This is a genomic window from Lentibacillus kapialis, assembly GCF_014646635.1.
In the GTDB taxonomy this organism is placed as follows: Bacteria; Bacillota; Bacilli; order Bacillales; family Amphibacillaceae; genus Lentibacillus; species Lentibacillus kapialis.
Map to the genome: position 1 here is coordinate 1 of NZ_BMNQ01000016.1, position 14109 is coordinate 14109.

Here is a 14109-nt window from a genome sequence, read left to right on the forward strand (position 1 = left end):
GTAATGAATCCTCATTCCGCTATTTGGGTAAGAATAGGGCAAAACTAGGATGAAAAGAGGAAATAGCGGAATGAGGATCCGCTAACGTGTTGGAAAGGCTTTAATTGACGCAAATAACGGAATGAGAATCCGCCAAAGCTGGACTATCCATACCGAACGGTTTCTCATTCCGCTATTCGTGTGAAAACAGGGCAAAACTATCGCGGCGGTTTTAGCCGATCAGGGCCCACGGGAGATAAGGAAACTCTTTAAGAGCACAAGCGAATCGCTATTGACTTATCGAGAAGTCACGCTACAACATTAGTGCTGGAGCCGGACGTGGCAATATTCGACGAAGTATCAATAGGGCTAAAAATTATATACTTTCTGATCTTTAAATAAAGAAGCACCGGCAAATCGGTGCTTCTTTTTAAAACCCTTCATCAAAGCGGTAAATTAAACGGAATTTGTCTTCATCCGACAGCTCCGTTACATGAACCGTAACATTATGCCCCATAAACACTTCATCTTCTGTCATGGCGATAATCATTGCTTTTGTATCATTTTTTAGATCATAATAAATATCACCGACAACTGGTGAGTCACCGCTGACATCACCGGATATCTGAGGTGATTCATCTTCTGCGAGTTGCACTTCCGATACTAGCGTTTTGTCATAATAGGCGATATCTTCGCTCTTCTCTGCTTTTCCAGGGACCAATACGACATATTCGCTGTGTTTCACACCATTATCCCGTGTTGTCACGACATTTCCGTCTTCCACATTATCGACCTTTTCAATCTCGTTAAGGGAATAATGATCAAGAAAATCGGGTGCGGGTTTGATAATTAAAATGTAATCACCCGGTTCAGGTTTCTTATTTTTATCAATAGTGTAACGTCTTCCGTAAAAGATAAAGGAATCATTATGTTTTGGTCTGCACGGTTCAATATTGCTCGCTCGTGTTATGTCCTGCTGCATATCCTTTAAACGATAAAGGTGTACGGATTGTTTAAACATAGGCTTCACGGAATATACCTTATGAAGTTCATTTTTATAATAGACAAATTGTCCTTTTCTGACTTGAAACAGCTTCATTCTCTTACCTCCTCCGATATTATCTATTATACCACTTTTATTTTCCGCAATACGATACAAAATAAACATAAAATTGATGATTATACAAATTTATGTAGTTATTTTTTCAAATAGTTATCTTCATTCAATTGCTTTCCAACTTCTCAGCCAGAGATGAAAGTTCTTCCCAGCGTGCCATTTTCGCTTCCAATTTATCCTCCATTTCCTGTTGCTCCTTATAAAGCTCCTGCACTTTTTCGGTATCACTCCCCGCGCCTGCTATCCGTTCCTGAAGGCTGTTAATGGTTGCCTCAAGCTCTGTTATTTCGTCTTCGATTGTTTTCCATTCCTTTTTCTCATTGTAGGACATTTTCTTTTTCTTTGGAGTTTTTTGCTCAGGTTTTTTTGCTGGTTTGGGATCGTGTTGTTTTTGTTCCTCTCTTTCCCGTTCCAGAAACTCGCTGTAGTTGCCGTAAAAATGTTCAATCGGATGCTGTTCCTTAAACACAAGCATATGATCAACGACACGATCAAGAAAATACCGATCGTGCGATACCGTCATGACAACACCCGGGAATTGATCCAAATATTCTTCAAGAACACTCAGTGTCTGTGTGTCCAGATCATTGGTCGGCTCATCCAACAGTAACACGTTCGGCTCCGACATCAGAACCTTAAGCAAATAAAGACGGCGCCGCTCACCGCCCGATAATTTCCGGATATAATTCCACTGTTCACGCCGTGAGAATAAAAACCGTTCCAGCATTTGTTCTGCTGTAATGGCCTCACCGTTCTTTGTATAGATGACTTCAGCCACTTCCCGGATGTACTCGATCAGCCGCTTATCTCCATCGAGTTCTTCATCATCTTGCGTATAATAACCGATTTTAACAGTAGGTCCAATGTCCATGCTACCTTTATCAGGCGTAATACGTCCGGCTATAATATTCAAAAGCGTTGTTTTTCCCGATCCATTCGGTCCCACAATCCCAAGTCGATCACCAGGGACAACCAGAAAATCAAAATCCGTTAACAGCTGACCGGAACTGTAACTTTTTTCAATTCCTTCAAGCTCAATCACTTTTTTGCCAAGCCTTGTTGACCCTGCTTCAATAGACACATCCTGCGATTCGGTATCAAACGTCTGCCTTTGCATTTCCTGAACTCGCTCAACCCGCGCCTTTTGCTTCGTTCCGCGAGCTTTTGGCCCCCGTTTCAGCCAGGCAAGTTCCCGACGCAATGTATTCCGGTGCTTCTCTTCTTCACTTTTTTCCAATGCTTCTCTCTCAGCTTTTTTCTCCAAAAACAATTCATAATTGCCGTCATACGTATAAAGATTGCCTTTATCCAGTTCAAAAATTTGATTAGTAACCCGATTCAAAAAGTAGCGGTCATGGGTTACGAGCATCAGAGCACCCTTGTACGAGGACAAATGCGTTTCCAGCCAATCGACCGTTTCATTGTCAAGATGGTTAGTCGGTTCATCCAAGATCAGCAAATCAGCGGGCTGAATTAGTGCTTTTGCGATAGCCACCCGTTTTCTCTGGCCGCCTGAGAGCTCCTCCACCTTTTTATGAAAGTCCTTAATTCCCAGTTTAGTAAGGATTGTTTTAGCGGCAGAATTAGCTTCCCAGGCTCCATATTCATCCATTTGCTGCTGCTTTTCCAAGAGCCGTTCCTGAACTTTTTTGTTTTCGGAATCATGTTGCAGTTCAAGAAGCACTTGCTCATATTCGCGCATGATTTTCATGATCGCCGCTTGCCCGTAATAGATTTGCTCGATTACATTCAATCCGGGAGCTAGTTCAGGTTCCTGGGGCAGATACTCAATCTGATAATCTTTTGCATGATCAATGGTTCCTGTCTCTGCTGTATCGATCCCCGCGATGACTTTCAAAAAAGTTGATTTGCCAGTCCCATTGACACCAATAAGCCCGATTCGGTCATCCGGTTTGATGATACACGAAATACCATTCAATAATGTTTTGTCGCCGTATGATTTATATAAATTTTCAACCGTAAGCATGATATTACCTTCCTATTATGAATCTTCATCGTTATGGCGTGTCTTAAATAGCTGCTTGATTAATATGACAATTAAAAATAACAGCCAGGACGTGGCAGCATAGAAAATAAACTTACTAAAGGAATCCATTTTCTGAAAAAAGAAGGCCATTCCTGTCCAGATAAGACCTATTATAACGATTTGATAGACTAACCCTTTAATTTTAATTGCCTCCAGATAAAATGTCTGCCTCCAGTGTACCTTATTATAGCCGACTGTACCATCATAAACATTTGAAAGCCTCACAAGCGACAAAAAACCGTTACAGCACTGCCTGTTCCGCAATCTGCTGACGATACGCGTACAAACTCAATCAGCCATTCAATTCCTTGATAACATTGGCTGTTTCAATAGCCGCAGCAGCTGCTTCCGATCCTTTATTGCCGGATTTTGTTCCGGCACGTTCAATCGCCTGCTCAATCGTTTCGGTCGTCAGCACCCCAAAAATAACCGGTTTGCCGGATTGCATTCCCGCTTGGGATATCCCTTTGGCCGCTTCACTGCATACATAATCGAAATGCGGTGTTGAACCGCGGATAACCGCCCCAAGTGTGACAACAGCATCATATTCATCCTTGGCTGCCATTTTCTCAGCAGCCACAGGAATTTCAAATGCGCCCGGAACCCAGGCAATATCAATATTCTCTTCTTTGACACCATGCCGTTTTAACGTATCGACTGCGCCTTCAAGTAATTTGCTCGTAATGAAGTCATTAAACCGTGCTGCAACCATGCCAATTTTCAAGTCTGAACCGACAAGGCTGCCTTCAAATGTTTCACCCAAATTAGATCTTCCCTTCCATTGATTAATAAGCATTCCGGCTAAATGGGCATTAGTTATGATGAAAACTGAATAAATGCCCCATCTTCTGATATTTCGTGTGCATATAGCGTTCATTTTCCGCCGTTGAACCTGTTTCAATCGGTACACGTGCATTGACTTGAATGCCATATGTCTGAAGCCCCTGCATTTTTGCTGGATTATTGGTTAAAAGATTCACTTTTTCTGCACCTAAATCGTTTAAAATCTGTGCGCTGATATTATAGTCACGCATATCCGGTGCAAACCCCAGCTGTTTATTGGCTTCAACGGTATCCATCCCAGTATCCTGCAGGTGATAGGCACGCAATTTGTTAAGCAGCCCGATGCCGCGGCCTTCTTGCCGCATGTATACAAACACACCGGTGCCTGCTTCATTGATTTTATTTAAAGCCTTCTGCAGCTGCGGCCCGCAATCACAGCGATGAGAACCAAATACATCACCGGTCAGACATTCGGAATGCACCCGTGTAAGCACCGGCTCTGCCTTGTGAATGTCGCCTTTTACAAGCGCAATATGTTCCTTATCATCCAAATCATTCGTGTAACCATATACGTTAAAGGTGCCAAATTCGGTCGGAAGCGTTGTTTCCACATCCCGACTGATGTGCACTTCATGTTGTTTGCGGTAAGCCATAAGATCAGCAATCGAAATCAGTTTTAAATCAAATTCTGCGGCCATTTTCCGCAAGTCCGGCAAGCGGGCCATTGTGCCGTCATCTTTGATAATTTCACAAATGACACCTGACGGGAAAGAACCGCACAATTGCGCCAGATCCACAGAGGCCTCGGTGTGACCCTGTCGTATTAAAACGCCGCCATCTTTAGCAATCAGCGGAAAGACGTGACCCGGCTGCTTGAAATCATCCGCTTTAACATCCGGCTCAAGCAATGACCGAATTGTTTTGGATCGTTCTTCAGCGCTTATACCGGTCGTTGTATCATTATGGTCGATACTGACCGTGAATGCTGTTCCAAACGGGTCACTGCTCTGACTCGTCATTAGCGACAACCTCAACTGCTTAGCTAAGTCTGCTTTAATGGATGTACACACAAGACCTCTGCCATTGGTGATCATAAAATTAATGACATCCGATGTCGCTTTTTCCGACAATGCCACCAGATCTCCCTCATTTTCCCGATCTTCATCATCAACCACAATAACCGGTTTTCCTGCCTTCAAATCATTTATCGCATCTTTAATTGCATCCAACACCTTGTCCACTTCCTTCGCTGTTAAAGTTACTGTTGATTCAGCATATTTTTCATATGTTTCGCCAGCAAATCACATTCAATATTCACGTAATCGCCTTGTCTTTTGTCCCCCAAAACTGTCTCTGACACTGTGTGCGGTATAAGTGATATCGTAAATGTTTTGCCGCTGATCCCGAATACTGTCAGACTGACGCCATCCACGGCAACTGAACCTTTCATGATAAAATAAATCATCAGTTCACCCGGTATTTCCACATCAAAATATAGCGCATTTTCCTGTTTTTCTTTACGAACAATCGTGCCGAGCCCATCCACATGACCGGAAACAAAATGGCCGCCAAATCTGCCATTTGCAGGCATCGAACGTTCAAGATTCACACTCGAACCATTCGCGAGCGTCCTTAAAGATGTTGCTTTGATCGTTTCCGGCATGACGTCCACCTGAAAACCTGTTTCCGAAAAAGAGGTCACGGTCAGACAAATACCATTCACCGAAATACTGTCGCCCATTTGAATATCTTCCAGAACTTTTGAAGACCCGATTGCCATCTGAATGGACGTGTCGGAAACCTGCTGTATTTGTTTAATGATTCCCTTTTCTTCAATAATCCCCGTAAACATTTGAATCGTCCTTTCGCGGTTCCGCTACTATTTTAAAATCCCCGCCAATCATTTCGGTCTTTAAGATATCCAACTGCAGTGTTTCTGTCATACGCTTAAAACCATTGCCGGCAATCGATGACGGTGCTTCTCTTCCCCCGATTAATTTCGGAGCCATATATTGCACAAGCTGATTGATTTTACCACTTCCCAGAAATGAACCGTTCACCGCAGCACCGCCTTCAACGAATAATGACAGGACTTTTTGATCTCCCAAATACGTGAGCACATTACCGGGTTCCAATGAATTAAGTGGAATAACGCTCACACCGCTCTTATTTTTAAATAGTGCTGTTTGTTCTTCGGTAATATTCTGTTCAGTTAAAATCCAAGTAGTAGCTTGTTGATCATTGACGACATTTGCATTCAACGGTGTGCGAAGATTGCTGTCAAGAATAATGCGCAGCGGATTTTTGCCTCCGGCAGGAATACGCGCTGTGAGACTTGGATTGTCAGCAAGAATCGTATTTACACCGACCAGAATCGCATCATGGGTATGACGGTACTGATGAACGTCACGCCTTGACGCCTCACCCGTGACCCATTTGCTGTCACCGGTATATGTTGCCGTTTTCCCGTCCAGACTGACAGCTGACTTCATGGTGACATACGGTGTTTTGGTCCGGGTATAATGGAAAAAATACTTATTTACTTCTGCAGCCTCTTGTTGCAATACACCCAGCTCAACATCTACACCTGCCGCTTCTATCTTTTTAATCCCGCGACCGGCAACTTTTTCATTCGGGTCCTTTACAGCAATAACTACCCGAGTTACCCCCTTTTCAATGATCAAATCAGCACACGGCGGTGTTCTGCCATGGTGGCTACATGGCTCAAGTGTGACATATATAGTGGCACCTCTTGCTTTGTCGCCGGCCATTTGGAGCGCATGAACCTCTGCATGCGGATGCCCCGCCTTTAAATGAGCACCAATCCCCTCAATTTCGCTATCTTTGACAACAACTGCGCCCACTGGTGGATTTGGACTCGTTTGCCCTGAAACTGATCTGGACAGGTTTAATGCCAATTGCATATAATGTTCGTCGTTCACAGCAGCTCCTCCCTTTGAAAAACATCTCGGGACTCCAATTGATCCCCAATAGGTATTAAAAGTGAATATTAAAAAAGCCCCTGAATTCGCTTCAGAGGCATAAGGACAGAATTTCATCGTATCGTTCATAAATCAAACCAACTAAGCATATCACAATTGAAAAACACCAATTGCATACACTTAACGCTTTGAAAACGATCCGAAAAATTCCTTCTCCCATCCAGACTGTCACTGTCGGTTCCGGAGTTTCACCGGATCCACCGCTTGGTTCTACACCGCGCGGGTCACGGACTTTGAGGCTAAGCCTCATCACCGTCGGTCGGGGATTTCACCCTGCCCCGAAGGAATGTAATTTATGAATATTTATTATAGTTATAACGTAAATGCGCGGAATATGCAAGTTTACAGATCTTTTTCACTATCGTACTTTTAAACACAGGAAAATAATTGTTGCTCACCCGAATACAACCATCATGAGAAGCTGCAGTCTCTACTACACACAAATGCAATCATCACTGTTTCGCTTCAATCCGCTCCTGTACAATTCCCAGCAAGTAATCAACCAAGATGGCCAGTATCGCTGCAAAAATGGCACCTCCGTATATTTTTTCCGTATCCCGTACGTTGATCCCGGCAATAATTTCCCTTCCTAAGCCATCGCCACCAATAAATGGTGCAAGGGTCGCTACACCTATCCCGATAACCAGTGCAATCCGCAGTCCGGCCAGTACAAAAGGCAGTGATAAGGGAAACTTGACTTTTAATAATAACTGAAGACGAGTCATTCCCATACCAGTTCCAGCCTCAATTGATTCCTTATTCACTTCCTTCAGTCCGACCACTGTGTTCCGGATAATCGGAAGGAGCGAGTAAAGGAACAGCCCAATCACCACTGTGTTAAATCCAAGTCCAAATATAATCATCAAGACTGCCAACAGGGCTAAGCTTGGTATAACCTGGATCATATTGGCAAGTGCCAGAATAATTGATTCAAACTTTTTATTTCCGGTGCATAAAATGCCAAGAGGAATGCCGACGATTAATGCAAAAAGAACGCCAAGTAAAACCATTATAATATGCTCATACGTCATTTCCAGCAGATCCATCCAGCTTCCGGAAAAATAGTCGAAAAAACTGAGCAGTGCTTCCATTAGCTATCACCTACTTTAGTAAGTCTTCTTTTTCCAGATACTCCTTGGCAACATCTTCTATTTCTTCTCCGTCAAGGTCAACTTTTCCATTCAAGTCACCCATTATTTCTTCATCAAACCGACCAATTAATGGTTCAATCGCATCAGCAATTTCAGGGTTCTCATCCAGTACTTCCCGGCGTACCACAGGGGCAGCATCGTACGGCGGGAAGAAATTTTTGTCATCCTCCAGAATCTTTAGATCGAATGCAAGAATACGCGGATCCGTAGAATAGGCAAGGACAACATCCACTTCCCCATTCTTCACCGCATCATACACAAGACCAATTTCCATTGGATTCGTATCGCCAAACTCAAACCCGTACGTGTCTACAAAGGCAGGGTAACCATCATTTTCGCGCTCCAGCCATGCCGTGTCGAAGCCGGCACTGAAATCGCCCGCCATATCTTCCAAGTCTGATACCTTTTCAAGATTATGCTTATCAGCAAGCTCTTCTCGTACCGTAAATGCATACGTATTCGCATATCCCAATGCATCAAAGAATTTAAAGTTAAAATCCTCACCACTGAAGAATTCCTTCGCCTGATCCAATGTAGCTTCGGAATCCTGGGGGTTATCAATATCAGTAAACGATGAAAGAGCAGTACCGGTGAACTGGGTCGACATGTCGATATCTCCGCCCTGCATTCCTTCCAGCACAATCGGACTTGTTGCCATATCCGGAGTTATCTCAACATTCAGGTCAGTCTCCTGTTCAATTAAATCCTTATACATATGTGCAAGAATTTTGGTTTCCGTATATGTCTGTGCCCCAATTGTGATAGTTCCACCACCCGAACACGCTGCAAGTGGTGCAATGAACAATAGGATTAAAAATGAAGTGATCCCTAATTTTTTCATGCCTTCTCCTCCATTTGCATTGAATTTTGTGCTGAACTTTCCCTTTTAACAAAAGTCTTCTCTACCCGTCCAAACAGAAAATCAATGGTAAGCGCCAGTACCATGGCAAGAATGGCAGCTGCCATAATAAGCGGTTTGTTGTTAACACCCATCCCGCCAATAATCAACTGCCCCAGACCCCCGGCACCGATCAAGGCCGCCAGTGTGGCCCAGTTGATAATATACACCGTTGTCAGCCTGATTCCAGACATAATATACGGCATGGCAAGCGGCACTTCAATTTGGATCATTTGCTGCAGAGAACTGTACCCCATACCTCTGGCAGATTCGATGATTCCGTCATCAATGGATTCGAAAGCAGCGTATGTATTGCGTAGAATGGGCATTAATGAGTATAAAAACAGCGCAATAATAGCCGGCTTTAACCCGATCCCAATCAAGGGAATAAAAATGGCCAGCATCGCCAGACTCGGAATCGTTTGGAAAATATTGGTAATAGTAAATACAATCGATTGAATCCATTTAAAACTTGTTTTAGAAAGAAAAATACCAAGGGGAACAGCGACCACACATCCAAGCAAAATAGCTACAACCGAGATCAGCAGATGCTGCAGAAGAGCTTCGAAAATATCAGACGAACGTTCGACAAACACATAGAAATAATCACTGAATTCATGCATTATATGCCCACCTTTCCTGCGAATACATATCCCGCATATGGCCGACAATACTCCCCCTGGTCAAAAGACCCACCAGTTTACCACTGGCCCCTACAACCGGAATGTAGGATGATTTGCTCTCGTCCAGAATATGAATGGCATCCGCCAGCAATGAATCCGGTGCCGCACTATGTGTGAATGGCTGGATAATATCTTTCACCTGCATATTTTCATTATCAAATTCTCTTGATACACCATAGATCGAAACATAACCTTCGATGTGGTTATCATCATCCACAACAACAAGGGAATCAACCTGTTTCTTTTCCATCATATTCATCGCAACTGCCAACCCCCGGTAAGGCAGGATTGTAGCAGGCTTTCGCATCATGACATCGGCAACAGTCGGCATATTGATTGCTGGTTGCAAACGCTTTTTTCCGATGAAGTTTTTCACAAAGTCATTGGCCGGTCGACGTAAGATTTCTTCCGGACTGCCATGCTGGACGATCTTCCCATCCCGCATTAACACAATTTTATCTGCAATTTTCAGTGCTTCATCCATGTCATGGGTCACGAACACAATTGACTTTTGGATTTCCTTTTGCAAACGAACCAATTCCTCTTGAAGTTGTTCACGACTGATAGGGTCCAGCGCACTGAATGGTTCATCCATTAAAATAGTCTCCGGTTCGACCGCAAGAGCCCTGATAACCCCAATACGCTGTTGCTGGCCACCACTTAATTCAGAAGGATAGCGCTCCCGGTATACTTTCGGGTCCAACCCGACAAGTTCCAGTAATTCATTCACGCGGCTATCGATTTGCGTTTTATCCCACTTTAATAAATGGGGTACAACCCCGACGTTTCGTGCGATGGTCATATGTGGAAATAATCCAATATGTTGAATGACGTAACCAATTTCCCTTCTCAGTTCAACCGGATTAACGGTTGAGATATTATTTCCGTTGATGAGGATGCTTCCCTGCGTCGGGTTGATCAGACGGTTAATCAATTTCATTGTTGTTGTTTTTCCGCAGCCGCTAGGTCCGATTAACACGGTAATTTCCCCGTCTTCACACGTTAGGTTAATATCTTTTAAAACATCTTGACCCCCTTCATATTTTTTATAGATATTTTTAAATTCAATCATTCGGACTCACCACCTTCTGAATATTTACAACCAAGATTGCCGCACCCTTCTAAATATAAGACCTTCCCACTCCATTTCGCGCCTTGCTGCTCCATTAGCCCACATAGATGCCCAAACCGCGTTTTTTGATTTGCCCGCCGATAATCGTACGCTGTATTTCTGATGTCCCTTCCCAAATCCGATCCACCCGGACATCGCGCCAGAGTCTTTCCACCGCATTTTCACGCATATACCCACGACCTCCGAGTATTTGCACTGCCTGATCACATACATTTCCGGCCATCTCGGAGCAATATAATTTTAAGGCGGCAGCACGGGCATGATTGGCTTTTCGATCATAACTTTCCGAGATATCGCTGCACACGCGATATAACATACTTTTCGCAGCCATAATCGCAACCGTCATGTCTGCCAATTTAAATTCAATCGCTTGAAAATTGCGAATGCTTTTGCCGAATTGTTGACGTTCGGCAGCAAAATCATTTGCCGATTCAAGAGCTCTTGTTGCCGCACCGACACACCGTGCTGCAATGCCTAACCGAGCTTCCACAAACCAGTCTTTTGTCAAATCATATCCTTCCCCGACGTTGCCGAGTATTTTCATTTCATCCACCAGTACATCTTCAAAAATAAATTCCGGATGCTCGTAAGCGAAATGATGCGTGTAAAGTGGGGTCCGTTTCACCTTCACGCCTTCCGTATCCTTATCGACAAAAAACACTGTCGCTTGACTCGGATCACCATCCACATGGGCATGCACAAGTAAATAATCTGCTGCATCACCAACTGTCACAAACCATTTTTCCCCATTGATGCGAAAACCGCCATCCACCCGATCAGCTCTTGTAATACATTGACTTGGATCAGAACCCGCCTGCTCCTCTGTAATCGCATAAGCATCACGGCGTAACCCCTGATTCGTCGGGATAACGTATTCTTTCTTTTGCTGTTCGGTTGCCAGTCTCAAAGGATAAGCCGGCTGAAACACCGTGTCCCAAATTGCGTTGGTTACTTTGCCCAGTTGTTCGTTAATCAGCATTTGTTCAAATATTGTAAGACCTTGCCCGCCATCTTCCTTAGCATGATTAATAGCATTCAATTCCCAATTCAAAACATCCTGATTAATTACGTACAAACTTGCCTGATCAAGGCCATCGTTTTCTTCACATTGCGACTCATAAGGCATCAAAACTTCCTCAGCAAATCGCTGTGCTTTTCTTTGCAGGTTTTGATGTTTCAAAGATAGAGACGACTGAAAACTATTCGTTTCTGTTAAGTTCGCCATGCTAACATTCCCCTTTCACTATCCTTTAATTTGATCGGATGCACCGAGCAAATGCTCACCCCCATCAACTTCAAGTGTTGTACCGGTGATATAACTTCCAGCTGGTGATAACAGATATGCTGCAGCCATCGCAATTTCATCAGCTCTTCCAATCCTGCTAACCGGAAGCCGGCTAACCCCTTTTTGTATCTGATCTGTGTTATATTGTTTCAAGCCACTCGTTGCAATTGTTCCCGGCGCAATAGCATTAACAAGAATCCCATGTTCCCCCCATTCATAGGCCAGTGTTTTTGTCATATTCATGACACCTGCCCGTGCAGCACCGGCATGAACCATACCGGGAACCCCGGATTGAAGGCATAGGACGATATTTATGATTCGGCCAACTCTGCCTTTTTCGATTAACATGCGGGCAAAGGCAGAACTCATTTGCCATGTACCTTGTAAATTTAAATCAACAACGGACCGAAATCCATTCGCAGAAATATTCAAAGCTTGTGCGGTAAATTGCCCTCCCGCATTGTTGATTAGAAAGTCACAACCTCCCCATTTAGCTGAAACAGTATCAAACAATTCCGTTACTTCCTGCTCTTCGCGGATATTGACCGGAATGCAGTCAGCACTGATATGTTCCGTGTGTAATTTCGTGACCGCTTCTTCCAATGTTTCGGCTGTCCTGGCAACCAAAATTACATGCGCCCCCAACTCTCCAAGCAACTGGGCCATGGCCAAACCAATCCCCGTACCGCCACCGGTTATCAGTACCGATTTCCCCGTCAAAAGTCCAGGTGCAAAAATCTCTTGTTTCAAGTGTCTATGCCCCCTTTTAGCTCGTTTATCTCCTCTGAAAGACAGATTATTTCCTTTCTGAACCCTTTATAGAAAGCGCTTTCAAATGTTACAGCACGCTCCATTCAATAACGAAGGGACAATTTTCCATACTAATACGGATACCTTCATCAACGGTTATGATTGCTTTATGACTTAGTCCCGACAAATGTTTTATATTGATCAACTATTCTTTCTTGTGCAGCCTGGTATTGTCCGGAAAGCTCTTCCACTATCTCAGTAACGGGTTGAATTTTTTGGTTTCCCCCAACACCTTGCCCCGCACTTAAGATATCCTTCCATGCCCGAATTTTTGAATTCTCCTCTCCGGATAAATCGAGTTCCCCTTTTTCCGGAAGATTGGCCGGGTCCAGGCCGGCATTCACAATACTGGGTATCAGATAATTTGCAGGTATGCCGCTGAATGCAGGGGTATAAATAATGTCCTCAATAGAAGAGGCAACTGTCATATTCTTGTATGCCATATCTGCCCCGCTTTCTTCTGCAGTTAAAAATCGAGTACCCAAATAAGTTAAATCAGCACCCAGGATCTCCGCTGCCAGAATATCTTCTCCTTTTGATATAGCCCCGCTTAAGATAATTGGACCGTCAAAAAAACGACGGATTTCGTGAATAAAGGCAATCGGATTTAACACACCACCGTGTCCGCCGGCACCATTTGCGACAAGAATCAATCCCTCACTGCCTTTTTCCAATGCCTTCTTGGCAAATTTCACATTAATAACATCCGATAATACAATCCCCCCGTATTGATGAACAATTTCTACAACAGCACTTGGATCACCTAACGACGTAATAACAATTGGTGGCTGATGCTTTTCAATTAACTGAAGATCCTCGTCATACCGTTTATTCATTGATTTCGATTTATGGCTAATGAAATTAATCCCCCAAGGGGAAACGACTTCATTCGGATGTTCCTTCTTAAATTGTTCCAATCGCTTGTTTATTTCGGTCATCCACTCATCCAGAATGTCGTTCGTTCGTGCATTCAACGCTGGAAATGTACCGATAATTCCAGACTGACATGCCTGAATCACCATTTCCGGATTGGAAATTAAAAACATTGGTGCCATGATAGCAGGAATTTTTAGTTGTTGCTTAAGTTCCTGGAATTTGTTTTGCATAAGTTTAACACTCCTTTTTGATAGAAAGAACCTTTATTGGCTCTTTTTGCAACATATGGAATATCTCATAGATTACTATGCAAAAAGCATGCCAGTAGCTAATCAATGCAAAAGCC

General features: G+C 43.6%; 13 protein-coding genes and 1 riboswitch. All 13 genes read right to left on the reverse strand.

Features of this window, described 5'->3' with window-relative positions; translation table 11 throughout:
* Window positions 1–409 precede the first annotated feature (409 nt).
* The 13 genes from IEW67_RS07680 to IEW67_RS07740 all read right to left on the reverse strand — a co-directional run bounded on the left by IEW67_RS07680 (window position 410) and on the right by IEW67_RS07740 (window position 13993).
* Window positions 410–1078 (reverse strand): hypothetical protein, encoded by a 669-nt coding sequence (locus IEW67_RS07680; RefSeq protein ID WP_188632481.1) that lies wholly within the window; start codon window positions 1076–1078, stop codon window positions 410–412.
* A 124-nt stretch (window positions 1079–1202) separates the two neighbouring features.
* Window positions 1203–3083, reverse strand: coding sequence for an ABC-F family ATP-binding cassette domain-containing protein (locus IEW67_RS07685; RefSeq protein WP_188632482.1), 1881 nt, complete (start codon window positions 3081–3083; stop codon window positions 1203–1205).
* 352 nt (window positions 3084–3435) lie between these two features.
* The gene (gene ribH, locus IEW67_RS07690; RefSeq protein WP_268238651.1) at window positions 3436–3906 is read right to left on the reverse strand and encodes a 6,7-dimethyl-8-ribityllumazine synthase; all 471 of its coding nucleotides are present in this window, start codon (window positions 3904–3906) and stop codon (window positions 3436–3438) included.
* Window positions 3907–3955: 49 nt separating this feature from the next.
* Window positions 3956–5158, reverse strand: coding sequence for a bifunctional 3,4-dihydroxy-2-butanone-4-phosphate synthase/GTP cyclohydrolase II (locus IEW67_RS07695; RefSeq protein ID WP_188632484.1), 1203 nt, complete (start codon window positions 5156–5158; stop codon window positions 3956–3958).
* Between the two features lie 26 nt (window positions 5159–5184).
* On the reverse strand, window positions 5185–5778 hold the full coding sequence (gene ribE, locus IEW67_RS07700; protein WP_188632485.1) for a riboflavin synthase: 594 nt from the start codon (window positions 5776–5778) through the stop codon (window positions 5185–5187).
* A complete protein-coding gene (gene ribD, locus IEW67_RS07705; RefSeq protein ID WP_188632523.1) occupies window positions 5759–6850 on the reverse strand; it encodes a bifunctional diaminohydroxyphosphoribosylaminopyrimidine deaminase/5-amino-6-(5-phosphoribosylamino)uracil reductase RibD in 1092 nt (363 codons plus the stop codon). The genes ribE and ribD overlap by 20 nt, the downstream gene beginning before the upstream one ends.
* Window positions 6851–7072: 222 nt before the next feature.
* Window positions 7073–7218, reverse strand: a riboswitch (FMN riboswitch).
* 162 nt (window positions 7219–7380) lie between these two features.
* A complete protein-coding gene (locus IEW67_RS07710) occupies window positions 7381–8019 on the reverse strand; it encodes an ABC transporter permease (protein WP_188632486.1) in 639 nt (212 codons plus the stop codon).
* Window positions 8020–8029: 10 nt separating this feature from the next.
* Entirely contained in the window at window positions 8030–8920 is an 891-nt protein-coding gene (locus tag IEW67_RS07715) for a glycine betaine ABC transporter substrate-binding protein (protein WP_188632487.1), read from the reverse strand.
* A complete protein-coding gene (locus tag IEW67_RS07720; RefSeq protein WP_188632488.1) occupies window positions 8917–9600 on the reverse strand; it encodes an ABC transporter permease in 684 nt (227 codons plus the stop codon). Before IEW67_RS07720 ends, IEW67_RS07715 begins: the two co-directional genes overlap by 4 nt.
* Entirely contained in the window at window positions 9593–10732 is a 1140-nt protein-coding gene (locus IEW67_RS07725; protein ID WP_188632489.1) for an ABC transporter ATP-binding protein, read from the reverse strand. Before IEW67_RS07725 ends, IEW67_RS07720 begins: the two co-directional genes overlap by 8 nt.
* A 94-nt stretch (window positions 10733–10826) precedes the next feature.
* The gene (locus IEW67_RS07730) at window positions 10827–12017 is read right to left on the reverse strand and encodes an acyl-CoA dehydrogenase family protein (protein WP_188632490.1); all 1191 of its coding nucleotides are present in this window, start codon (window positions 12015–12017) and stop codon (window positions 10827–10829) included.
* A gap of 18 nt (window positions 12018–12035) precedes the next feature.
* Window positions 12036–12827 carry an SDR family oxidoreductase gene (locus IEW67_RS07735; RefSeq protein ID WP_229671698.1) on the reverse strand — a complete coding sequence of 264 codons (792 nt, stop codon included), beginning with the start codon at window positions 12825–12827 and terminating at the stop codon, window positions 12036–12038.
* Window positions 12828–12994: 167 nt separating this feature from the next.
* Window positions 12995–13993 (reverse strand): NAD(P)H-dependent flavin oxidoreductase, encoded by a 999-nt coding sequence (locus tag IEW67_RS07740; protein WP_188632491.1) that lies wholly within the window; start codon window positions 13991–13993, stop codon window positions 12995–12997.
* Window positions 13994–14109 lie beyond the last annotated feature (116 nt).